Consider the following 24,484-nt stretch of genomic DNA (forward strand, 5'->3'; position numbering starts at 1 on the left):
ATAAAATTAATATCCTGGATTTTGTTGTAAGTTGGTGTTAACTCCTAAATCTGAAGCTGGAATAGGCATTAGATCTCTATAACTTTGGGTGGTAGCTCCCTGGGGAACATTACCTTTCCATGGCCAAATTCCGTTTTCAGTAAACTGGTTGAAGCGAATAAGATCGGTTCTTCTATGTGCTTCCCAATATAATTCCCGGGCACGCTCATTTAGAATGAAGTTTAAATTCAAGTCTGAACCACCAATTTGATCGGCATCAACTCGTTCTCTTAGTTCGTTTACATAGCCCACGGCTGCAGACTGGCTACCACCGCCACCTCTTAGGTGCGCTTCAGCATACATTAAATAAGCATCTGCAAGTCTAAACATTGGAAAATCGGTATCGGGAAATTCTCCGGTATTATCAGATCCCTGTTCTCCATTTACAGTTACGTTTTTAAATTTTGTGATTGCAAAACCATCATTAAAACTGGAAATATCTTCGATTTCTTTTGTTTGTCCTTCCGTAAAGAATAATGCTCTATTATCTTCAGAATCTGCTCCGTCAGGGAATTTATCTACAAGTGCAGAAGTGGTTCTAAGTCCGGCCCATCCACTGCTTACGCCAAAATCTTCAGGATTCATATCCCCACCAATTGATGCGTGAATAATAAATGCCATCCCACCATAAGACTGAGTTTGTAGTCCATCAAAAGTGATTGGGAAGATCACCTCAGCCTGGGCTCCATTCGTGTCATTATCTGCAAGGAATAATTTTTGGTAATCATCAACTAATGAAAAATTAGCATTTATTACTCTTTCAGAATAATCTAAAGCTTCTGTATAATGATTTTCACCGGTATAAACTTCACCATTCAAGTAAAGCTTAGAAAGTAACATCCAAACAGCAGCCTGGTCGGCACGACCATATTCATTAGAATTCGCAGTAACAATTTCATTTTCGATAGCCAAAAGTTCGCTCTCTACAAAATCAAACAATTCTGGTCTCTGAATTTGCTGTGGTAGAAAGGCACCTACTGGATCTTCTTCGGTTACAAAAGGAACATTGCCAAAAAGATCTAACGCATGATAATAATGTAAAGCTCTTAGGAATCTTGCTTCAGCACGGTAGCGCGCTACATTTTCTCTTTCATCAGCCGAGAGTCCTCTGGATTCTAAAAGCTCTGGAGTGCTTTGTCTTAAATACTCGTTGGTTAATGAAACCTGGTACATAATTCTGGAATACATAGTTCTAATAAACTCATTTCCGGCAGTCCAGTTTTGCGCATGCAAATCCTGGATAGTACCATCGTTCCATCCAATTACGGCCTCATCGGTTGTTAGTTCCTGCATAGACCAGTATAATCTTAAATACTGGGAGAAACCTTCGTCAAGGCCAACAAGGTCTGGATCGCCGGCAGGACCTTCCTGGCCGCTAACTGCAAGACCGGCGTAAAGTTTAGCTAAAAACTGCTTGTAAGATTCTGGATCTTCAAAAGTAGTTTCAGCCGTGAGCCTGTTATCTTCAGGCTGCAAATCTAAATCGTTTTCACAAGCCCAGAAAAAACCTGCGCTTATAAAAAGGATAAAGAATGGTTTTAGTGTTTTTAACATAACTATTTTATTAAATATTATTTCTTAAAATGAAAGATTTAAACCAAGTACAATTGTGGTAGATCTTGGATAAAAATTGTTGTCTATACCGTTTGCAATTTCAGGATCTAAACCATCGTAGTTGGTTATTGTCCATACATTAGTAGCGGTTAATGAAGTTCTAATATCTAAATCTTCTCCTGGAAATAAATATCCTACAGAGATGTTGTCTAACTTCACGAAATCTGCGCTTTGTATATAATAATCTGAGAAGAACTGGTTATTGTTGAAGTTACTCTCCAATACATTGCTGTTAAAATTAGAATAGTAAGGTTGTGGGGTAACTGTACCCGCTCCAATAAATCCGTTTCCAGATTGCGTATTGTTATACATGTAATTTCCGAAATTACCTCTAAAAGTAAAGCTAAAATCAAGATTTTTATACCTCATAGTATTGGTTAATCCCATAAAGTAATCTGGAGTTGCTTTTTTATAAGGTACACGATCTTCTTCGGTAATTTCATTATCACCGTTTACATCTACATAAGCGCCTTCTATTGGTTGCCCATTTTCGTTGTAAACCTGTCTGAATACATTAAAAGTAGTAGGATCGTAACCTTCTTTCCAAAGCTGAATATTGTTACCAACACCTCCACCTATTTCACCTTGTGGAATTTCAAAATTTGGATCTTCACCTAAGGTAAGATTAGTGATTTCCAAATCCTGGAAAGTAAGGTTGTAATTTACATCCCAGTTAAAATCTTCCTGTTGAATAATCGCACCATTAATTCCAAATTCAAGTCCTTTACTTACGGTGCTACCAACGTTGGTTACCAAAAGGTCTGTAAGGTTGGAGCCGGCTGGAACCGGTACTTCGGCTAAAAGATCTTCGGTTTCACGGTAATATGCTTCTACAGTACCTGAAATTCTATTGTTGAAAAATCCATAGTCAATACCAACATTGTAAGTTTTTAATTCTTCCCATTTAAGATTAGAGTCAAAAGCTTCTGGACGTAAAGTATTATAGAATTGATTACCAAACTGGTAACGAACTCCCCCTACACTTGGATTGTAAACTCCGAAGTAACCATAATTTGGACCAATTTCCTGGTTTCCTGTTACCCCATAACCTGCACGCAGCTTTAATTGGTTTAGAACATTAGAATCTGCAAGGAAATTTTCGTTGTGTAACTTCCAACCTACAGATAATGATGGAAAGAAACTCCATTTATTATCTCCTCCAAATCTTGAAGAACCATCTCGTCTCACACTACCTGATACCAAATATTTGTTAGCAATATCAAAACTAGCCCTGGCAAAATAAGATTCTAATGCATTACGATTAGTCTCTCTTGGGAAATCCTGAATACTGTTAGAGATTGTTTCAATTCTCTTACTTGTAATAAAGAATTCCTGGTAAGAATGTCCTGCTGTAAGATCTACTTCAGTATCTAGAAAATCTATATCGTTTCTATAATTGAAGTAAAAATCCAGTAGCGTATTTCTATTGAGTCCGCCATATTCTTCAAAATAAGGAATATTCTGATTATTTGCAGCAGAGGTTAAAGGTCTTCTATTATACCCATCATTCTCAGAATAATCAAAACCAGCATTTACATTGAATTTTAATTCTGGTAAAAAGTGAAATTTATATTCAGCATTCAGGTTGGTAATATTTCTCTTAGTAACACCACGTCCATCTAATTGTTCTAAAAGCGCTAATGGATTACGAGTAGCTTGAATTTGCTGTTGTTGTGGCGAAGTAGTGAATTCGTAATACCCGTCAAAATAACTTCCCTCCTGGTAAACAGGCTGAGTAGGATCAAAAGCTACGGCTGAACCAATAGCTCCCTGATCTGCAAAACGGTTCTCGTCTACAATGTTCTTAGAAGAAAGGGTTAATTTTAAGTGATTATCAAACAAATCCTGGTTAAGGGATATGTTTAATGCATTCCTTTCATAAACATCGGTTTTTAAAACCCCTGTTTGCGATGTGTGGTTATAATTAACACGGTAAGAGAAATTCTCGAAACCCTGTGTAGCCGTAAAGTTATGGATCGCACCAACAGAAGTTTGGTAAATTTGATCCTGCCAATCGGTACTGGTATCTCCTAATAAAGAAGGATCTGTACCGGGGGTGTTTTCAATTAAAGTTCTAAACTGGTCTGCATTAAGAACATCTACTTTATCAATGATTCTTCCGGCAGAAACTTTAAGATCGTAAGTTAGGGCCAGCGGACTATCCTTTTTACCTTTCTTAGTAGTGATTAAAATAACCCCGTTAGAAGCCCTGGAACCATAAATAGAAGTTGCTGCGGCATCTTTCAAAACCACAAAATCTTCAATTTCATTCGGGTTAATAGAATTCAACTGGTTTCTTACTCCCTGAACTCCTCTTTGATCTAATGGAATACCATCTACTACAATTAATGGAGAATTATTTCCTGAAAGGGAAGATCCACCACGAATTCTAATTTCAGAACCACCTCCAGGTTCACCGCTTCCAGGCGTTATTCTAACCCCGGCCGATTTACCTGCAATTAATTGTTCTGGAGATACCACTGCACCCTGGTTAAAACTTTCTGCAGAAATCTTTTCTACAGATCCAGTAGCATCCTGCTCTGAGGTACTTCCATAACCAATAAGTACTACTTCTTCTAAAGTAGCCTGGTCCTCATCTAATTGAACATCTAAAGTAGACTGACCTTCATAAGCAATCTCCTTGCTGGCAAAACCCAGGAAAGAGAAAACAAGAATATCATCTTCACCTACATTTTGAATGGTATAATTACCGTCAAAATCTGTAACTGCACCATTTGTTGTTCCTTTAACAATAACGTTTGCGCCCGGAATCGGAAGACCGGTTGCGCTTTCGCTAACAACGCCGCTAACGGTTTCCTGTGCAAAAAAGCTCATTGGCAGCATAAAGAGCAACATCAACGTGCTTTTAAATAGTGTTTTCATAAATTTTTCTATTGATTTTTACTAAAAATTAAGCTTATATTTTTACTTCCTGAGGTTAAATGTATGTAAATGGCATGTAAAGAAATAGGGAATTCCTTAACACTATTTTGCGAAAACGTTTGAGTGTTGAAAACTTTTGGATTTTAAGGGTATAGCGTAATTTTTGTGGTATTTTTACGACATCTTAAAATAATACTTCGGTTATTTTTTAATAATAGTTTTATATGAGACCAAAATTAACTTTAAAGCAAATTGCTAGAGAATTAGATGTTTCAATTTCTACGGTTTCCAAAGCATTAAGAGATAGTTCTGAAATTGGAGAAGACACCAAGAAGAAAATTAAAGCTTTTGCTAAACTTTATAATTACAGGCCTAATAATATTGCTTTAAGCCTCAAAAACCGAAAAACGAAAACCATAGGAATAATTATTCCTGAGATAGTCCATTATTTTTTTACTACCGTTATTAGTGGAGTAGAACATGTAGCCAACGAAAAGGGTTATAATGTAATTGTATGTCTTTCCAATAATTCTTTTGATAAAGAAGTATTAAATATGGAGCTACTGGCCAATGGAAGTACTGATGGGTTTATTCTGTCTATGGCCAAAGAAACGATGCAAAAGGAAGACTATCACCATCTCTCTGAAGTAATTAACCAGGGAATGCCGTTGGTTTTATTTGATCGTGTGATAGATGAAATTCATTGTGATAAAGTAATTATAGACGATGTAATTGGAGCCAAAAAAGCGGTACAATATTTAATAGATAAGGGAGCGAAAAAAATAGGGCTTGTTTCTACCGTAGATTATGTTAGTGTTGGGAAACTAAGAACCCGTGGTTATCTTGAAATTTTAAGAGAAAACCAGGTTGAAATTGATGAAAATCTTATCCTTAAAATAGAGGATATGGATAATAGTGAGGTAGAGATAAAAGATTTTATCAATAAAAATGAAGTAGATGCGGTATTTGCAGTTAATGAACATTTTGCTATTCATGCTATAAAAGCCATACAGGAAAAAGGATTGAAAGTGCCTGAAGATGTTTCGGTAATTGGCTTTACAGACGGGGAACTTTCTAAACGATTTATTCCGAGTCTTACTACGGTAAGTCAGCACGGGGAGCGAATGGGCGCTGAAGCAGCTCGCTTATTAATTGATAAACTGGAAAGAAAGCCAGAGGAGGAAGAATCGTATAAAACAGTGATTGTGGAAACTAGTTTAATTGAAAGAAATTCCACTAAATTGTAAACTACCTTGAATGAAGCCTACAGGCTATTAAGTGATTTTTTTGATTGTTGCAACAATCCTTGTAGTATTTAAATTTCGATTATCGAGTAATTTTGAAGTCTAAGCTTTAAAATTTTATTTATATTTACCCCAGCTTAATTATTTTATCAGAACTTATATTTTTACTTCCTACCTAAAATAAGTTTTGATAAGCCTTACGCTTATCGTAAACGTTAATTGTACGATATGCAAAAACGTAGATTAAGTTTCTGGGAGATCTGGAACATGAGTTTCGGTTTTCTTGGAATCCAGATGGGGTTTGCACTCCAAAATGCCAACGCAAGTAGAATTTTACAAATTTTTGGCGCCGATATCCATGAACTTTCGTGGTTCTGGTTGGTTGCGCCGGTTACCGGTTTAATCGTTCAGCCTATTATAGGCTACTATAGCGATAGAACCTGGACCAGCCTTGGCCGTAGGCGACCATTCTTTCTAACTGGAGCAATTTTAGCGGCAATAGGTTTGATTTTAATGCCTAACGCCGATTGGTTTATCGCTATTTTGCCTTCCCTTTGGGTAGGCGCCGGGATGCTTTTTATTATGGATGCATCTTTTAATGTAGCGATGGAACCTTTTCGTGCCCTGGTGGCAGATAAATTACCTTCAGATCAACGAACCCTAGGTTTTAGTGTACAAACTGTTCTAATAGGAATTGGAGCCGTAATTGGTTCCTGGTTGCCTTATGTATTGACCAACTGGTTTGATATTAGCAATAGAGCAGTGGTAGGCGAAGTTCCGTTAAATCTTCTATTATCATTTGTAATTGGAGCAGCCATTTTGGTCGGGAGTATTCTGGTAACCGTAATTACTACCAAAGAATATTCTCCTGAAGAACTGGAAAAAATGGACGACCACGTTGAAGAACCGGTCGATGAAAATGAAAAATCCAGTTTGCTGGATATCTTTTCAGATTTTGCTAAAATGCCACATACTATGCGTCAGCTTAGTTGGGTGCAATTCTTTTCATGGTTCGGGCTTTTCGGCATGTGGGTGTTTTCTACTCCCGCAATTGCACATCATATCTACGGTTTGCCATTATCAGATAACAGCAGTGAAACCTACCAGGATGCCGGCGATTGGGTTGGTGTACTTTTCGGGGTTTACAATGCCGTTTCAGCGGTTTTCGCATTTTTCCTTCCGGCTATCGCCTTAAAAATTGGAAGAAAAAGCACGCATATCGTTTCCTTATTTATTGGTGCTTTAGGGATGCTTTCCATTTATATAATGCCGAACGAATATTGGTTACTACTTTCTATGTTCGGGATTGGGATAGGCTGGGCCAGTATTTTGGCAATGCCTTATGCAATTTTAGCAGGTTCTATTCCAGCGAAAAAAATGGGAGTTTATATGGGGATTTTCAACTTTTTTATTGTGATTCCACAAATTGTAAATGCCCTTGTTGGCGGGCTAATGGTAAAATATCTTTACGACGGAAACCCAATCTACGCTTTAGTTACCAGCGGAATTGCTTTTCTAATCGCCGCTATACTTACTTTTAGAATAGACGATGTAGACGAACCCGTTAAAGCATAACAATGGTAGTTCGAGTAGATTTAATGAAACACAGTGAAAACAAAATATATCGAGAACTTCTCGATAATAGTAGGGATCACTTGAAGTGACAGTATAAAATAGGATGCAAGTTCTATTAGCAAATAATAATACTACATATTAAACAGATAGAGAGATAATTTAAAATGATGGAGACAAATAAAGGAGTAATATTCGATTTAGACGGGGTAATTGTAGATACCGCGAAGTTCCATTTTTTGGCCTGGCGAAAACTGGCTAACGACTTGGGATTCGATTTTACCGAAGAGCAAAACGAGCAGCTTAAAGGGGTGAGTCGCGAAGACTCATTAAAGAAAATATTAGACTGGGGAGAACTTGAACTTTCTAAAACAGAGTTTAAACGCCAAATGGCGCTAAAAAATGAAAATTATCTCTCTTATGTTGCCAAAATGGATGAAGACGAAATTCTGCCCGGCGTTCAAAAGGTGATCGATTATTTAATTGAAAATAATGTCCCTTTTGCTTTGGGCTCTGCCAGTAAAAACGCACGTAACATCTTAAAAAAGATCAATTTGCTGGAAAAATTTGACGCCATTGTTGATGGCAATGATGTTAGTAAAGCAAAACCCGATCCTGAGGTATTTCTCATCGCTGCAGAAAAAATTAACATTAAACCAGAAAAAAGTATCGTTTTTGAAGATTCGGTTGCAGGAGTGCAGGCCGCAAATAATGCAAATATGATGAGCATTGGAATTGGCGAAAAAGAAATATTGGGTGAAGCCGATTATGTATTCAAAGATTTCACCGAAATAGATATAGATTTTATAAAGAAATTACTCAGTAACTGAGATATTTTTTTTCAATAATACAACTTAAGCCTTTGGGTTTGTCCCGGGTTTATCAATTAGAAATTAGACAGAAATAAAGCAATGAACCAAGATTATATACAACCTAACGAGTGGTCCATTCTGGAAGAAGGATTTGATGTAGAACGCGTAAAATCGTCTGAAAGCCTTTTTAGTATAGGTAACGGCGTTATGGGCCAGCGAGCCAATTTTGAAGAAAACTATTCCGGGCCAAGTTTCCAGGGAAGCTATATTGGCGGGGTTTACTATCCCGATAAAACCAAAGTAGGCTGGTGGAAAAACGGCTATCCAGAATATTTCGCAAAAGTGCTTAACGCACCCAACTGGATTGGGATAAACGTTTTTGTAAACGATGAAGCCTTAGACCTTTTTACCTGTAAAAAAGTTGAAGATTTTAAGCGTGAGCTTAATATGAAAGAGGGTTTTCACCGCAGAAGTTTTGTAGCTACGCTTCCAAACGATATCGAAATTTCAGTAAAAGCTACGCGCTTTCTTTCTATCGTTGAAGATGAACTTGGCGCGATAGATTTTGAAGTTGAAGTTTTGAATAGTGATGCTGAGGTTCGTTTTGAGCCTTATCTAGATGGCGGAATCACAAATACAGATGCCAACTGGGAAGAACGTTTTTGGAAGACTTTAGAAGTGAAATCTGAAGCCAACAAAGGTTTTGTGCTATCTAAAACCTTGAAAACCGAATTTCACGTGAACACCTATATGCAATCTGAAGTTTTGCTAAATGGGGAAAAGCAAAATATAGATTTCGCTGAAACGAAAACCGAAGATAAACTTACTTTTTCCTATTCAATTAAAGCTGAAAAAGGACAAAAAGTAAGTCTTAGAAAATACGCTGGTTACGTGACCGATATGAACCATAAACGTTCAGATCTGATTGACGCTGCAAGTAAGGTCCTGGATTTTGCAACTAAAGCCGGGTTTTCCAAATTGCTTCAGGAGCAAAAAGAAGCCTGGGAGAAAATTTGGGAAATGGCCGATATCACTATTGAAGGTGATGTAAAAGCCCAACAGGGAATTCGCTTTAATATTTTTCAGCTAAATCAAACTTATTTAGGAAAAGATGAGCGTCTAAATATTGGTCCAAAAGGATTTACCGGCGAGAAATACGGCGGAAGTACTTATTGGGATACCGAAGCTTATTGTATTCCTTTTTATATGGCAACCAAAGATCAGCAGGTAGCCAGGAATTTATTGACTTATCGTTATAATCATTTAGACAAAGCCATAGAGAATGCCGAAAAGCTTGGATTTAAAAATGGCGCGGCGCTATATCCAATGGTAACGATGAATGGCGAAGAAAGCCATAATGAATGGGAAATTACTTTCGAGGAAATTCATAGAAATGGCGCAATGGTTTATGCCATTTATAATTACGTACGCTACACGGGCGATTTCGATTATATCCCGGAAAAAGGCCTGGAAGTAATGATCGCGATTGCGAGATTCTGGCAGCAACGAGTGAATTTCAGCGAACACAAAAAGAAATATGTGATGCTTGGTGTGACCGGGCCAAACGAGTACGAAAATAATGTACACAATAACTGGTACACCAACTATTTAGCGAAATGGTGTATAGAATATTGCCTGGAAACAATTGAGAAGGTTAAAGATTCTTATACTGAAGATTATGAGCGTGTAATGGGTAAAACCAAACTCAATGAAGGAGAATTGTCAAAATGGAGAGAGGTTGCTGAAAATATGTATTTCCCATATTCCGAAAAGCACGAGGTTTTCCTTCAGCAGGACGGATTTTTAGATAAAGAGATCGTCCCAATCGCTGAATTAGATAAATCTCAGCGACCAATTAACCAAAAATGGAGCTGGGACAGGATTTTACGTTCCTGCTACATTAAACAAGCTGATGTTTTACAAGGTTTCTACTTTTTTGAAGATCACTTCAGCAAAAACGAGCTTGAAAAACATTTTGACTATTACGAACCTATTACCGTTCACGAATCTTCGCTTTCTCCTTGTGTGCATAGTATTCAGGCGGCTCTTTTAGGAAGAACAAAACAAGCTTACGAATTCTACTTGAGAACTTCAAGGTTGGATTTAGACGACTACAACAAGGAAGTAGAGCAGGGTTGCCATATTACCAGTATGGCCGGAACCTGGATGAGTATTGTAGAAGGTTTTGGCGGAATGAGGGTGAAAGAAGATCAACTTTCTTTTAATCCCACAATTCCTGAAGATTGGAAAACCTATTCTTTTAAAGTGAATTTTAGAGACCAGATCTTAAAAGTAAAGGTTGCTGCAGATAAAACGGTTTTCTTCCTGGAAGGCGACAACGCCATTGAAATTAATGTAAATGGGAAAGTTGTAGAAGTGCAACCCAATCAGGAGTGTGTGGTTTAGTACGTCATCCTGAATTTATTTCAGGATCTAACATGTGGAATTTTAATCGTCATTCTGAACTTGTTTCAGAATCTAAGTTGTTATGATATAAAAACACCTGCACGGTTTTCAAAACCTTGTAGGTTTATAATAAATAGATAAAATCTTTTCAAAAAGTAATTTAAAACGTCATTACGAAAGGAGTGAAGATAAAAATCGGGATCGCAATGACGGGATATTGAGAATACAATAATTTAAAATAATAGTCATGAAAAAAATACTAATCACTTTAATTCTCTTCACCGGTTTAACCGGGTTTGCGCAAATAGAACGCGTAGAGCCGCCAAACTGGTGGACGGGTTTTGAAGAAACCGAACTCCAGTTAATGGTTTACGGCGAAAATATTGGAAATGCCACCCCGAATATCGATTATCCGGGTGTTAGCATTGAAAATGTTGAAAAAGCCGATAGTCCGAATTACCTGTTTATCGATTTGCAAATCGGGCAGGCCAAAGCGGGAACCTTTGACATTGTTTTTGAAATGGAAGAGGGTTCAGAAGAAATTTATAAATATGAATTAAAGGAGCGCGAAAAACCTGCATCAGAATATGTAGGTTTTGATAATACCGATGCGATTTATCTCATCACACCGGACAGATTTGCGAATGGAGATAAATCTAATGACAGCTTTGATTACTTAAATGAAAAGACCAAAAATCGCGAAGATGATTATGGCCGCCACGGGGGTGATATCCGCGGGATCATCAATCATTTAGATTATATAGATGATCTGGGTTTTACCGCTATTTGGCCTTCGCCTTTAGTGATTAACGATATGAAATCGGGTTCTTATCATGGTTACGCAATGACCGATTTTTATAAGGTAGATCCGCGGTTTGGAACTCTAGAAGAATATAGGGAATTGGCCGATAAAGCTGCCGATCGTGGAATAAAACTGGTTATGGATCAGGTGGCTAATCACGCCGGCGTTGAGCATTGGTGGATGGAGGATTTACCTTTTGATAACTGGATCAACTTCCAGGAGAAATTTGAAAATGGAGAAGATCTGGTATATTCCAATCACCGTAGAACCACCAACCAGGATTTATACGCTTCAGAAACCGATAAAAAAGGAATGACTGAAGGCTGGTTTGTAGAAACCATGCCCGATCTAAACCAGGAAAATCCGTTTATGGCCAAATATCTTATTCAGAATAGTATTTGGTGGATTGAAACTCTTGGTTTAGGAGGAATTCGGCAGGATACTTATCCATATCCCGATAAAGCATTTATGAGTGATTGGGCGGGAGCAATTATGGCCGAATATCCAAACTTTAATATTGTAGGCGAGGAGTGGAGTTTAAATCCATTACTTATTCGTTACTGGCAGGATGGTGTGGATAATGGATATGATTCTAACCTAAAATCCACGATGGATTTCGCGATGCAGGAAAAAATTGTAACCGGCTTAAAAGCTGATGAAACCTGGGGTACCGGGCTTGTAGAGATTTACGAGGGCTTAGCCAACGATTTCGCGTATGCCGATCCTGAAAATATAATGATTTTCCCCGATAATCACGATAAAAGCCGAATCTACACCCAACTTGGAGAAGATGTAGCCAAAACTAAGATGACGGTGGCTTATATGGCCGTTTTGCCAAGAATTTTCCAAATGTATTACGGTACCGAAATTTTAATGGACGATACCGAAAATCCTGGTGATCATGGTTTAATTAGAACCGAATTCCCCGGCGGTTGGGACGATAGCGAAGTGAATGCTTTTACTGGTGAAGGACTTTCAGAAGAAAAGGCTGAGATGCAGGAATTCGTTAAAAAAGTGATGAATTATCGCAAAAACAGCGAGGCAATCCATTCAGGAGAAACCAAACATTTTGCTCCGGAAGACGGTACCTACTTAATTACCCGAAAAGCAGGGGATGAGATTATAGTGCTTATTCTGAATAAAAACAAAGAGGCGGTTAATTTGGATTTGGAACGTTTCAGTGAATTGAACTTAGAAGGAAAAAGCTTTAAAAATCTAATTTCAGAAGAAAACTTTATGTGGGAAGATTCTTTAGAACTACCTGAAGAAGGTGTTTACTTTTTTACTACTAAAATGGAGTAACCTAAATCCTGCGAGGTTTTCAAAACCTCGTAGGTATGTAGAAAAAGGAAAACCTACAATGTTTTAGAAACCTTGCAGGAATAAAAATATAGGGCACGTCAAGCTGAACCTGCCCGTCCATTCAGGCGGGCTTGTTTCAGACTTTATCCCGAATTTACTTCGGGGTTCTAATATGATTTTAAATTCAAACATGTTAGATCCTGAAACGAGTTCAGGATGACGTTTAAAGAAAGACTAATGGAAAAACTAAATTTCAACTAAAATAAATAAAAATGAAAAAAACACTAATAATGCTGCTGGCTTTTACGGCCTTATTTTCCTGTAAAGAGAACGAAAAACAAGAGCAGCCAGAACAGCAAGAAAAGCAAACTATAGAACCGGTTTCTAACGATGCCCTGGAATCAGCGGTGATTTACGAAGCAAATATTCGCCAGTATTCACCGGAAGGAACTTTTAATGCCTTTACAGAAGATATTCCACAGTTAAAAGAACTGGGTGTAAAAGTGATTTGGTTAATGCCTATTTACCCGATATCTATGAAAAATAGAAAAGCAACCGGCGATCTTTCAGTAGAAGATATTGAAGATCCGGAAGAAAGAGAGAAGTACCTTGGTAGTTATTACGCGATTTCAGATTATACCGATGTTAACCCTGAATTCGGAAACTTTGAGGATTTTGAAAACCTGGTAGAAACCGCTCACGAAAACGGAATTTATGTGATTTTGGATTGGGTGGCTAACCATACCGGTTGGGATCACAAGTGGATTGAGGAAAAACCTGAATATTACCATAAAAATGAGGACGGAGAAGTTACAGATCCTATAAACCCTGCAACCGGGGAATCCTGGGGCTGGACAGATGTTGCTCACCTAAATTTTGAAAATGAAGAGCTTCACAAGGCAATGGGTGAAGAAATGAAGTTTTGGGTAGAAAAATATGATGTAGACGGGTTTAGAGCCGATGTTGCCGGGGAAGTTCCTACCGAATTTTGGGAAAGCATTGTGCCGCAATTAAAAGATATAAAACCTGTGTTCATGTTAGCCGAGTCAGAAGACAAAGATCTTTTTGAAAATGCTTTTGATATGGGCTACAACTGGGAAGGTCACCATATTATGAACGAAATGGCGCAGGGTAATAAAACTCCAAAAGATTGGGACGCTTATATGCAGAAAATAGATACCACTTACCAGGAGGATGATTATTTGATGAATTTCGTGACCAACCACGATGAAAATTCCTGGAATGGAACGGTAAAGGAAAGAATGGGAGATGCTTCAGAAACTATGATGGCGCTTACCTACACCTTGCCGGGAATGCCGCTCATTTACAGTGGGCAGGAATATGATATGGATAAAAGGCTTTTATTCTTCGAAAAAGATACTATCCCTAAAGAAAAAGGAAAAGTATGGCCATTACTGGAGAAACTTGGGAAATTGAAGAACGAAAACAAAGCCCTTCACGGCGCAAAAGAAGCAGCTTCTTATGAAAATATAGAAACTTCAGAAGAAGAAAAAATTCTGGCTTTCAAAAGGGAAAAAGAGGGGGCTGAGTTAATTTACATAGCTAATATGAGCGATGAGAAAACCAGTTTCAGTATAAAAATAGATGGAGATTTTGAAGATTATTTATCGGGTGAGACGATAGAAATTTCAGAAGATAAAAATATGGATTTGGATCCATGGCAATACTTTATCTTAATAAATAAGTAATAAATTTACTAAAATAGTAAAAACAGCCCTCTCAAAAGGGCTGTTTTTGTTAGTTATCAACCGAAAACGTTTTAGTTTTTTAGGAAATTAGGTTATATTGTAAAATTGGAATAGCTTTGGGCTAATGGCGAAAAAAATTAATAAAATTGCAGTTTTAACATCTGGAGGTGATGCCCCTGGAATGAACGCTGCTATTAGGGCGGTTGTTAGATCCTGTTCTTACTATAACCTGGAGTGTGTGGGTGTTTACCGAGGCTACCAGGGACTTATAGAAGCAGATTTTGAAGCGCTTACCGCAAGATCTGTTAGAAACATCATTAATAAAGGTGGAACTTTTCTAAAATCTTCCCGATCTGAAGAATTTAAAACCGAAGAAGGAAGGGCGAAAGCTCATAAAAATCTTACCGATGCTGGCGTAGACGCTTTGGTAGTTATTGGTGGAGATGGAACTTTTACCGGTGGACTTTATTTTAATAGAGAATTTGATTTTCCTATTGTAGGAATTCCCGCAACTATAGATAACGATATTAACGGTACCGATTATACCTTGGGTTACGACACCGCTTTAAATACGGTGGTGGAAGCCATAGATAAGATTCGGGATACCGCAAGTTCTCATAACCGCTTATTTTTAATTGAGGTTATGGGTCGGGATGCAGGTGATATTGCTTTAAATAGTGGTATTGGTGCAGGAGCCGAAGAAATATTACTTCCGGAAGAAGACCAGGGAATTCAGCGTATGATGGATTCTTTGGAAAAAAGTAAGAAATCCGGAAAAACCTCCAGTATTATCGTGGTGGCTGAAGGTGAAAAGAGCGGAAAAAATATTTTTCAGTTAGCTGAATTTATCTCGCAAAGCCACAAAGAATATGACATTAGAGTCTCTGTGCTGGGTCATATTCAAAGAGGAGGTTCTCCAAGTTGTTTTGATCGTGTTCTGGCCAGTAAACTTGGTGTTGGTGCGGTTGAAGCATTAACCGATGGTAAAACCAATATCATGGTAGGTGTACACCACCAAAAAGTGGTGCACGTACCTTTGGAAACTGCTTTAAAAGAAGACAGGGAATTTGATCAAGAATTGAGAAGGGTGGCAAACATCACTTCCGTGTAAAATTTTTAAAATTTAAATTATGAGTACAAAAATTGGAATTAATGGTTTTGGCCGAATTGGACGTATCGCGTTTAGAATCGCGGCTGAAAAGAGTGACGTAGAAGTTGTAGCAATAAACGATTTACTGGATGTTGATCATTTGGCTTATTTGCTGAAGTATGATTCTGTTCACGGTAGATTTAAAGGAGATGTTTCTGTAAAAGACGGAAATCTTGTAGTGAATGGTAAAAACATTCGTATTACAGCAGAGAAAAATCCGGAAGACCTGAAGTGGGGAGATGTTGGAGTAGACGTTGTAGTAGATTGTACCGGAATTTTCAAAGAAAAGGATAGCGCTAGCGCACACCTTAAAGCAGGAGCTAAGAAAGTTGTAATTTCTGCACCTTCTAAAACTGCACCTATGTTTGTAATGGGTGTGAATCACCAGGATGTAAAACCAGAAGATACTATAGTTTCTAATGCTTCTTGTACTACCAACTGTCTTGCACCACTTGCAAAAGTGATAGATGATGAGTTCGGACTTGTTGAAGGTTTAATGACCACGGTTCACGCAACTACAGCTACTCAGCTAACTGTAGATGGCCCATCAGCAAAAGATTTTAGAGGAGGTAGAAGTGCTCTTATGAATATTATTCCTTCTTCAACCGGTGCAGCTGTAGCTGTAGGAAAAGTAATTCCTAAATTAGACGGGAAACTTACCGGGATGGCTTTTAGAGTACCAACTGCTGATGTTTCTGTAGTAGACCTTACGGTTAAGACTGAGAAGTCTGTAAGTTACGATCAGGTTAAGGCTGCTTTTAAGAAAGCTTCTGAAGGTTCCTATAAAGGAGTGATTTCTTATACAGAGGATGCAGTAGTTTCTCAGGATTTCGTATCAGATGCACACACGTGTAACTTTGATGCCGATGCTGGAATCGCACTTAACGATAATTTTTTCAAATTAATTGCTTGGTATGATAACGAATATGGTTATTCTGCTAAGCTTTTAGAATTGGCAGCACACGTTAATTCAATTTAATATTTTATTTTAGAGCCTGAAGAAAGTTACGCTTAGGTTATTTTTAATCTTTTTAGCGCTTTCTTCAGGCTTTTTAATTTAAATTATATTCACACACATGATATTAATAGCGGACGGTGGCTCAACAAAATGTGACTGGATTTTACTTAGTGAAAAAGGGGAAGAATTACTTAGAACCCGCACCAAAGGATTAAATCCGGCAGTATTTCCTGAAGTAGTACTGGAACAAAGAGTTGAAGAAAATGCCGATTTAAGGGAAGTAAAGGATAAAGTAGAACGCGTGCACTTCTATGGTGCAGGTTGTGGTACCGAAACTCCTAAGAAATTATTGGAAGGGATTTTTACAAATTTCTTTACTAATGTAGAAGAAGTTATAATTCTTGAAGATATGGTGGCTGCGGTATATGCTGCCACTACAGAACCCGGAATTGTTTGTATTCTTGGTACCGGTTCTAATAGTTGTTACTTTGACGGGAAAGACATACACCAGGCCGTTTATTCTCTGGGTTATATTCTTATGGATGAAGCCAGTGGAAACTACTTCGGAAAAAGACTTATAAGAGATTACTACTATAAAAGAATGCCCCCGGAACTAGCAGAAGAATTTGGTGCAAAGTATAACATGGAATCTGATGAGATCAAGAAGAATCTTTATCGCAAAGAGAATCCAAATACTTATCTCGCCTCTTTTGCTGAATTTATTTTTGCCAACGAAAGAAATGGCTATTTCTATAAATTAGTTCACGAAGGTATTACAGATTTTATGCACTCCCGAGTAATGTGTTACAAACAGGCACAAAATACACCGGTTCATTTTATTGGTACCATTGCTTATTTTAGCGAAGATATTATTCGTGCAGTGGCCCAACCTTATGGGATAGAAATTGGGAATATTGTTCGTAGACCAATTGATGCACTAATAGAATATTACAGAAAAGAAGTGCTTATTGCTAAATAGCTATAGTTTTTTATAAAATTTAGTACATTTAAGAAAACAAAATTCTTAGATGCTTATTAAAGTTTACGGAAGTGCCGTATTTGGGGTAGAGGCAACTACAATTACTATTGAGGTAAACGTAGCAACCGGTATTGGATATCATTTGGTTGGTCTTCCAGATAATGCGGTTAGGGAAAGCAGTTTTAGAATTGCTGCAGCCCTTCAGAATAACAAGTATAAATTCCCAGGTAAGAAGATCATTGTCAATATGGCGCCGGCAGATCTTAGAAAAGAAGGATCGGCTTACGATCTTAGTTTAAGTCTTGGAATCCTGGCCGCTTCAGGCCAAATAAAATCAGAAAATATATCAGATTATCTCATTATGGGTGAGCTTTCGTTAGACGGAAGCTTACAACCCATAAAAGGAGCATTACCCATTGCTATTAAAGCTAAGGAAGAAGGTTTTAAAGGTTTCATCCTTCCAAAGCAAAACGCAAAAGAAGCTGCTATAGTTAGCGGACTTGAAGTTTACGGAGTTGAAAATATCACAGAAGTAATTAACTTTTTTGATAAGGATGAAGCTTTGAAGAGAACAATAATTAATACCCGTGAAGAATTCTATAAAAGTCTTGATCATCCAGAACATGATTTTGCCGATGTAAAGGGGCAGGAATCTATAAAACGCTGTATGGAAATTGCTGCGGCGGGCGGTCATAATATAATTCTTATTGGTCCGCCGGGAGCCGGGAAAACGATGTTGGCAAAACGTCTTCCCAGTATTTTACCACCAATGACTTTACATGAAGCCCTGGAAACTACTAAAATTCATAGTGTTGTTGGGCGGGTAAAAGAACACGTGGGATTGATGTCGCAAAGACCTTTTAGAAGTCCGCATCACACAATTTCAGACGTAGCACTTGTCGGCGGTGGGGCGTATCCGCAACCGGGAGAAATTTCACTTTCGCATAACGGAGTTTTATTTCTCGATGAACTCCCGGAATTTAAGCGTGGTGTTTTAGAAGTAATGCGGCAACCTCTGGAAGACAGGGAGGTAACTATTTCCCGGGCTAAATTTACGGTGACTTATCCTTCCAGTTTTATGCTGGTAGCAAGTATGAATCCCAGCCCAAGCGGTTATTTTAACGATCCAGACGCTCCTGCATTTTCTTCTCCGGCAGAAATGCAACGTTATTTAGGTAAGATTAGTGGTCCGCTATTAGATAGGATAGATATTCATATTGAAGTCACTCCCGTGCCTTTTGAAAAACTTAGTGAAGAACGCCGTGGCGAAAGTAGCGTTGAAATTAGAAAGAGAGTGACTAAGGCGAGGCAGTTTCAAACCGAACGTTTCGCTGAATCTGATTCAGTGCATTATAACGCACAAATGAGTGTAAGGCAAATTCGTGAATTTTGTGCTTTAGATGAGGCTTCTAAAACTTTACTTAAAACCGCGATGGAGCGTTTAAATTTATCAGCCAGGGCCTATGATCGTATTCTTAAAGTTTCAAGAACTATAGCCGATTTAGAAAATTCAGAAAACATTAAAGGAAACCATATTAGCGAAGCTATCCAATACAGAAGCCTGGACCGGGATGGCTGGTTGGGATAATTTTCTTCTATTTTAAGTTAATTTTGATAATTTTGAAGGCAATATCGGTTTAAATATGTCAACTTTTAAATTTATATTTACTCGAGAATTAACGCTACGAAATAGTTTACTTTGCAAAAATGGAATTAAATAATTCATTTTCAATGCTAATGAAGAATTTGTTTCCGGCTCCAGTTTACTAAGACCTAATTACTATGAAAAAAAAATTATTGCTCCTAATCGCGGTTACCATATTTGCGTGTAAAGGAGATCCAGAGGTTGAGCCAGTTTCAGAAATGGAAAATGATAGCATTAAGGAGAAGAGTTTTTTAGATGGGGAATTGCTTGGTGAAAGTAGTATAAAATTCACTAAAGAGGAAGCGAATAAGCTTGCCGAACTTCCTTTAAACTGCATAAATACCGAGTATCCTAATAAACTCAATCAAACCCTCGAAAATAAAGAGGCTATAGGAGAACCTTCAGATTTACACCCGGCATTTTACGGCTGTTTCGATTGGCATTCTTCGGTACACGCGCATTGGTCTATGGTGAGTTTGTTAAAGCAATTTCCTGATCTTGAAAAAGCGGAAATTATAAAAGAAAAATTAAAAGAATCGCTTACCGCGGAAAATATCCAGGGAGAAATAGCATATTTCAAAAGGGATCAAAGCGATTCGTTTGAACGTACATACGGTTGGGCCTGGCTATTAAAACTGGCTGAGGAAATTGAAACCTGGAATGATCCCCTGGCCGATGAAATTGGTGAAAATTTAGCTCCTTTAACCAATCTTATCGCCAATAAATACCTGGAATTCCTTCCAAAATTAAATTACCCTATTAGGGTAGGTGAGCATGCGAATACAGCTTTCGGACTTAGCTTTGCTTATGATTACGCAATTGTGGTTGGGAATACTGAGCTTGAGGAGCTTATCTCAAAACGGGCAAAAGATTTTTATCTGAAAGATGATGACTGTCCTTTAACCTGGGAACCGGGCGGATTTGATTTTCTCTCACCCTGTTTGGAAGAGGTAAATATTATGCGCCGTATTTTACCGAAAAATGCTTTTGAAATGTGGCTTGACGATTTTCTTCCACAGTTAAAAAATTCTGATTTTGAGATGGAAGTTGGGGAAGTTTCTGATAGGACCGATGGAAAACTGGTTCATCTTGACGGACTTAATTTTAGTCGTGCTTGGGTCTTCTACGGATTAATAAATAAATATCCTGAAAAATTTTCCCATTTAAAGGAACTTGCCAATACACATGTGGCTTATTCATTTCCAAATTTAACAGGGGATAGTTACGAAGGTGGTCATTGGTTGGGAACATTTGCAATTTACGCCTTGCAGGAATCTAAAGGTATGTAGTGCGAAATTTCTTGAAAAATCTTGGGCCGGGAATCCTTGTTTCCGCGGCGTTTATTGGCCCGGGAACGGTTACTGTTTGTACGCTGGCTGGGGTTGAATTTGTATACAGCTTGCTCTGGGCCTTATTGCTATCTATTTTTTCCTGTATTATTTTACAGGAAATGGCTGCGCGACTTGGTGTAGTTTCTCAAAAAGGCTTAAGCGATGTAATTCGTGAAGAGATTAAAAAACCGATCTTCAGGGTTTTAGCGATTATTCTTATTTTTTCAGCCATTGTTATAGGGAATGCTGCTTACGAAGCAGGTAATATTACCGGCGCCGTTCTTGGAGCCGAAGCTATCTTTGGAATTCAAAATCTTCTAATTGGCGATTTCACGCTTAACTTATGGAGTATTTTTATTGGCGCAGTCGCGTTTATACTTTTATTCACCGGAAGTTATAAAACCCTCGAAAAGATCTTTATTGGCCTGGTTTTACTAATGAGTATAAGTTTTGTGCTTACTGCAATTCTTACCAAACCGGATATTTTAGAAATTTTAAGCGGGCTTATGCCTACAAGTAATGCTGCTGGATTGCTTACGGTGATGGCTATTGTAGGTACTACCGTGGTTCCTTACAACTTGTTTTTGCACGCTTCTCTCGTTAGTGAAAAGTGGAAAGAAGCTTCTTATTTGCCCATTGCCAGGAAAGAACTCATAGTTTCTATAATCCTTGGAGGTGCGGTTTCTATGGCAATTCTTATTAGCGCTGCTTCTTCCGGCTTAAGTAATGTAAATTCGGCAGCTGACATGGCGGTAAGCCTCGAGCCACTTTTCGGGAAATTTGCTACCTGGTTTATGTCCTTGGGACTTTTGGCTGCCGGGATCACTTCTTCTATTACCGCTCCTTTAGCCGCCGCTTATGTAGTAAAAGGCTGCTTTGGTTGGGAAGGAGGGATGAAGTCAGCGAAATTTAAATCAGTCTGGGCCGTGGTTCTTATTTTGGGTGTGTTCTTCTCTTCCCTGCAAATTAATCCTATTGAGATTATACGCTTCGCCCAAATTGCCAATGGAATCCTATTGCCCGTAATTGCTATTTTCTTATTTTGGGTAGTCAATAAAGCCTCGGTTTTGGGTAAACACCGCAATTCTAAGCTTCAAAATGTATTGGGAATACTTGTTATTGCACTTTCCGTATTTTTAGGAATTAAAGCGATTCTAAGCGTTTTACAAAGTTTTTAATAAATTCCGAATATTCTATTTACTACGAAGCTTACGTAGCTTTAAGGAATTGCAAAACTTAAAATAAAAAGATGAAAGAAATCCATATAAACTGCGATTTAGGTGAAGGCGGCGACTTTGATGCAGATCTAATGCCGCATATTTCTGCCTGCAATATTGCTTGCGGTGGTCACGCCGGAAACCTTGAAACCATGCAGCAAACTATTAAACTTGCTGTGGAGCATGGAGTGGAAATAGGGGCGCATCCTTCTTATCCCGACAAGGAAAATTTCGGAAGAAAAACTATGAAGATTTCTGCGGAAGAATTGCAGCGTTCTATTGTTGCACAAATTTTAAGTTTAAAACAATTGGCCGAAGCAGAAGGTGTAAAACTCACCCATGTAAAACCTCATGGGGCACTTTATAATGAAGCTTCAAAAGACGAAAAAACAGCTCAAATTATCATAGATTCCTTGCTGGAATTTGATCAAAATTTGGCGCTTTTTTGTCCGTTAAATTCGGTGATTTCTGAGCTTGCAAAAGCTCAAATTCCAATTGTTTTTGAAGCTTTTGCAGACCGAAATTATAACCCCGATTACAGCCTGGTTTCTCGTTCAAAATCTAATGCCTTGATAAGCGAAAAAGAAGCTGTTTTTGAACATCTATTTTCTATGTTTTCTGAAGGGGAAATTACCTGTGAAAATGAGGCTAAAATTAGTTGCAGCGCCACTACGTTTTGCCTGCACAGTGACACGCCAAATTCAGTTGAAATTATGAGTTTTTTACAGCAGAAATTTACGGAGCATAATATTAAAATTAAGAATGCAAAATGAATGATTTTCCTAAAATAACACCGATGGGAGAGCGGGGAATTCTTATAGAATTTGAGCCTGAAATTAGTGAAAAGCTTCTCGAAAAGCTCCTTTTTTACAAAGATAAACTAGAAGAGTTTTACGATGAAGTAAATGTTGAGGTAATCAATACATATAACTCGTTATTAATTAGTTATATGTTTAGTATAGAAAACTTCTATAATGAGGTTTCAGCGATTAAAGAGCTGTTTGGAGAGGCTAAGATAGGAAAAATAAATAACCAGCAAATTTTCTATTTACCGGTTTGTTATGAGGAAGAATTTGGTTGGGATCTGGAATATATTTCCAAAGAAAAAAAACTCTCAAAAGAAGAAATTATCGAGCTGCATACCAAACCATTTTATACCGTATTTTTTACAGGGTTTTTACCCGGATTTTTATACCTGGGAGGGCTTGATGAAAAGCTACAAATTTCGCGTAAAGATCAACCCAGAATGAAGATCGAAAAAGGGGCTGTTGGAATAGGCGAAAACCAAACCGGAATTTACCCGAAATCAAGTCCAGGCGGATGGCAAATTTTAGGCAACTGTCCGGTTCAATTTTTTGATAAAAATAACGATCCGCCTTGTGAGATTTCGGCGGGTGATAAAGTGAAATTTTATTCGGTTTCTAAAGAAGAATTTGAAGAAATTTCAGAGCAAATTTCCGAAGGAACTTTTCAACTAAAAAAAGAAAATTATGAAAGCTGAAGTTGAAATTTTACATCCGGGATTATTTTCCACGATCCAGGATTTTGGTCGTCGTGGATTTCAAAAATATGGAGTTCCTTTAAGTGGAGTGATGGATAGGATCGCTCTAAAAACCGCCAACCTTATTTTGCAAAATCAGGCCGATGCCGCGGTGATGGAAATTACCCAAATGGGGCCAAAACTTAAATTTTCGGCAGCGACAAAAATCGCCATTAGCGGAGGAAATCTTTCTCCAAAACTAAACGATACTGAAATTGACAATAATGAAGTAGTGAAAATTCACGAAGGTGATATTTTATCTTTTGGAAGGCCGGAATACGGAATGCGTTCGTATTTAGCAATCCTGGACGGATTTAAAACAGAAAAAGTCCTGGGAAGCCGTAGTTGGTACGAAGATATTACCAGCCACGAAAAGCTCGAAAAAGGAATGAAACTGCAGTACGAAGCTTCTGAGGAGGAAAAATATGAGACTCACGCTGGGATAAAGTTTGATGAGGAATATCTGAATTCTGAAGAAATAGAAGTTTTTCCCGGCCCTGAATTTGAAAAACTGCCAGAAACTTTAAAAAGTCATTTAAAACAAAGTAAGTTTAGTATTGATAAAAATAATAATAGAATGGCGATCCAGCTAAGTGAGCTCTTAGAGAACGAACTTCAGCCTATTATTACCGGCCCGGTGCTTCCTGGGACCGTTCAACTCACTCCCGGCGGAAAATTAATTATTCTTATGCGCGATTGTCAAACCACGGGTGGTTATCCAAGGGTTTTGCAATTAAGCGAGAAAGGAATTAATATGATGGCGCAGAAAAAGGCGGGGAATAAGATTAGGTTTAAAAGCCCCCCGACCCCCAAAGGGGGAGAAGCTTTATCCTGAAAAAGTTGTGTTATATTTTTCTTTATACTTACGTCAACCTGAACTTGTTTCAGGTTCTAACACGATAAACATTCGAATAAAGTTCATAGTAGTTTCTGAATGAAGTTCATTTTGAAGAATTATTTTAAGCAAAGAGGGTGAAAAATTCCCCCTTTGGGGGCTAGGGGGCTTTTGTCCCGATGTAAAATCGGGATTAGTTCGCTCTAAGATATTCATTACGGCCAAAGGCCTTATTAATATCAAGGCTCACTAAAATAAAAAAGTGCCGCCTTGGTTACGAGAAGCCTGATTACCCTACCAATCAAACTCCTCACCGTTGACGACACTTTTTTGCCCCAAAACACTTTAGCTAACTAAAATGACTATGTCAAATGTAGAAGATAAGTACGCTCGTCACAAGGGGAAAAATCCCCTTTCTTCAGAACGTCATGCTGAATTTATTTCAG

17 protein-coding genes are annotated in these 24,484 nt (G+C 38.0%); 15 read left to right on the forward strand and 2 right to left on the reverse strand.

Annotation, left to right across the window (positions count from 1 at the left end):
* Positions 1-6 precede the first annotated feature (6 nt).
* Positions 7-1,593: a RagB/SusD family nutrient uptake outer membrane protein gene (locus FG27_RS15780; protein WP_037320803.1), complete on the reverse strand. Its 1,587-nt coding sequence runs from the start codon at positions 1,591-1,593 to the stop codon at positions 7-9.
* A gap of 24 nt (positions 1,594-1,617) precedes the next feature.
* Complete coding sequence (locus FG27_RS15785; RefSeq protein ID WP_037320805.1) at positions 1,618-4,536, reverse strand: SusC/RagA family TonB-linked outer membrane protein; 2,919 nt, start codon at positions 4,534-4,536, stop codon at positions 1,618-1,620.
* Between the two features lie 224 nt (positions 4,537-4,760).
* On the opposite strand from FG27_RS15785, the gene FG27_RS15790 reads away from it, so the two are divergent.
* From FG27_RS15790 to FG27_RS15860, 15 genes are all read left to right on the forward strand, one after another.
* A complete protein-coding gene (locus tag FG27_RS15790) occupies positions 4,761-5,783 on the forward strand; it encodes a LacI family DNA-binding transcriptional regulator (protein WP_037320807.1) in 1,023 nt (340 codons plus the stop codon).
* A gap of 225 nt (positions 5,784-6,008) precedes the next feature.
* Positions 6,009-7,355: an MFS transporter gene (locus tag FG27_RS15795; RefSeq protein WP_037322372.1), complete on the forward strand. Its 1,347-nt coding sequence runs from the start codon at positions 6,009-6,011 to the stop codon at positions 7,353-7,355.
* A gap of 167 nt (positions 7,356-7,522) precedes the next feature.
* Positions 7,523-8,182: a beta-phosphoglucomutase gene (pgmB, locus tag FG27_RS15800; RefSeq protein ID WP_037320809.1), complete on the forward strand. Its 660-nt coding sequence runs from the start codon at positions 7,523-7,525 to the stop codon at positions 8,180-8,182.
* 81 nt (positions 8,183-8,263) lie between these two features.
* Entirely contained in the window at positions 8,264-10,570 is a 2,307-nt protein-coding gene (locus tag FG27_RS15805) for a glycoside hydrolase family 65 protein (RefSeq protein ID WP_037320812.1), read from the forward strand.
* 247 nt (positions 10,571-10,817) lie between these two features.
* Positions 10,818-12,674, forward strand: a complete 1,857-nt coding sequence (locus tag FG27_RS15810) for a glycoside hydrolase family 13 protein (protein ID WP_037320814.1) — start codon at positions 10,818-10,820, stop codon at positions 12,672-12,674.
* Positions 12,675-12,946: 272 nt separating this feature from the next.
* Positions 12,947-14,383: an alpha-amylase family glycosyl hydrolase gene (locus tag FG27_RS15815; RefSeq protein WP_037320817.1), complete on the forward strand. Its 1,437-nt coding sequence runs from the start codon at positions 12,947-12,949 to the stop codon at positions 14,381-14,383.
* A gap of 124 nt (positions 14,384-14,507) precedes the next feature.
* Positions 14,508-15,494, forward strand: coding sequence for a 6-phosphofructokinase (gene pfkA / locus FG27_RS15820; RefSeq protein ID WP_037320820.1), 987 nt, complete (start codon positions 14,508-14,510; stop codon positions 15,492-15,494).
* A gap of 19 nt (positions 15,495-15,513) precedes the next feature.
* Positions 15,514-16,512, forward strand: coding sequence for a type I glyceraldehyde-3-phosphate dehydrogenase (gene gap / locus FG27_RS15825; RefSeq protein WP_037320822.1), 999 nt, complete (start codon positions 15,514-15,516; stop codon positions 16,510-16,512).
* A gap of 97 nt (positions 16,513-16,609) precedes the next feature.
* Positions 16,610-17,470, forward strand: a complete 861-nt coding sequence (locus tag FG27_RS15830) for an N-acetylglucosamine kinase (protein WP_037320823.1) — start codon at positions 16,610-16,612, stop codon at positions 17,468-17,470.
* A 49-nt stretch (positions 17,471-17,519) separates the two neighbouring features.
* On the forward strand, positions 17,520-19,058 hold the full coding sequence (locus tag FG27_RS15835) for a YifB family Mg chelatase-like AAA ATPase (protein ID WP_037320824.1): 1,539 nt from the start codon (positions 17,520-17,522) through the stop codon (positions 19,056-19,058).
* A gap of 194 nt (positions 19,059-19,252) precedes the next feature.
* Positions 19,253-20,404, forward strand: coding sequence for a DUF2891 domain-containing protein (locus FG27_RS15840; protein WP_037320826.1), 1,152 nt, complete (start codon positions 19,253-19,255; stop codon positions 20,402-20,404).
* Positions 20,404-21,624, forward strand: coding sequence for an Nramp family divalent metal transporter (locus tag FG27_RS15845; protein WP_037320827.1), 1,221 nt, complete (start codon positions 20,404-20,406; stop codon positions 21,622-21,624). The genes FG27_RS15840 and FG27_RS15845 overlap by 1 nt, the downstream gene beginning before the upstream one ends.
* Before the next feature lie 71 nt (positions 21,625-21,695).
* On the forward strand, positions 21,696-22,436 hold the full coding sequence (pxpA, locus tag FG27_RS15850; protein ID WP_037320829.1) for a 5-oxoprolinase subunit PxpA: 741 nt from the start codon (positions 21,696-21,698) through the stop codon (positions 22,434-22,436).
* Positions 22,433-23,164, forward strand: a complete 732-nt coding sequence (gene pxpB / locus FG27_RS15855; protein WP_037320832.1) for a 5-oxoprolinase subunit PxpB — start codon at positions 22,433-22,435, stop codon at positions 23,162-23,164. The genes pxpA and pxpB overlap by 4 nt, the downstream gene beginning before the upstream one ends.
* Complete coding sequence (locus tag FG27_RS15860; protein WP_051935892.1) at positions 23,154-24,038, forward strand: biotin-dependent carboxyltransferase family protein; 885 nt, start codon at positions 23,154-23,156, stop codon at positions 24,036-24,038. Before pxpB ends, FG27_RS15860 begins: the two co-directional genes overlap by 11 nt.
* Positions 24,039-24,484 lie beyond the last annotated feature (446 nt).

The sequence above is a fragment of the Salegentibacter sp. Hel_I_6 genome (genome assembly GCF_000745315.1).
GTDB lineage: Bacteria > Bacteroidota > Bacteroidia > Flavobacteriales > Flavobacteriaceae > Salegentibacter.

Coding starts and splice junctions, on each gene's coding strand:
- FG27_RS15830 (WP_037320823.1), top strand. CDS start 16,610: ATGATATTAATAGCGGACGGTGGCTCAACAAAATGTGACTGGATTTTA.
- pxpB (WP_037320832.1), top strand. CDS start 22,433: ATGAATGATTTTCCTAAAATAACACCGATGGGAGAGCGGGGAATTCTT.
- pgmB (WP_037320809.1), top strand. CDS start 7,523: ATGGAGACAAATAAAGGAGTAATATTCGATTTAGACGGGGTAATTGTA.
- FG27_RS15785 (WP_037320805.1), bottom strand. CDS start 4,536: ATGAAAACACTATTTAAAAGCACGTTGATGTTGCTCTTTATGCTGCCA.
- FG27_RS15790 (WP_037320807.1), top strand. CDS start 4,761: ATGAGACCAAAATTAACTTTAAAGCAAATTGCTAGAGAATTAGATGTT.
- FG27_RS15795 (WP_037322372.1), top strand. CDS start 6,009: ATGCAAAAACGTAGATTAAGTTTCTGGGAGATCTGGAACATGAGTTTC.
- gap (WP_037320822.1), top strand. CDS start 15,514: ATGAGTACAAAAATTGGAATTAATGGTTTTGGCCGAATTGGACGTATC.
- FG27_RS15840 (WP_037320826.1), top strand. CDS start 19,253: ATGAAAAAAAAATTATTGCTCCTAATCGCGGTTACCATATTTGCGTGT.
- FG27_RS15860 (WP_051935892.1), top strand. CDS start 23,154: ATGAAAGCTGAAGTTGAAATTTTACATCCGGGATTATTTTCCACGATC.
- FG27_RS15780 (WP_037320803.1), bottom strand. CDS start 1,593: ATGTTAAAAACACTAAAACCATTCTTTATCCTTTTTATAAGCGCAGGT.
- FG27_RS15815 (WP_037320817.1), top strand. CDS start 12,947: ATGAAAAAAACACTAATAATGCTGCTGGCTTTTACGGCCTTATTTTCC.
- FG27_RS15805 (WP_037320812.1), top strand. CDS start 8,264: ATGAACCAAGATTATATACAACCTAACGAGTGGTCCATTCTGGAAGAA.
- FG27_RS15810 (WP_037320814.1), top strand. CDS start 10,818: ATGAAAAAAATACTAATCACTTTAATTCTCTTCACCGGTTTAACCGGG.
- pfkA (WP_037320820.1), top strand. CDS start 14,508: ATGGCGAAAAAAATTAATAAAATTGCAGTTTTAACATCTGGAGGTGAT.
- pxpA (WP_037320829.1), top strand. CDS start 21,696: ATGAAAGAAATCCATATAAACTGCGATTTAGGTGAAGGCGGCGACTTT.
- FG27_RS15835 (WP_037320824.1), top strand. CDS start 17,520: ATGCTTATTAAAGTTTACGGAAGTGCCGTATTTGGGGTAGAGGCAACT.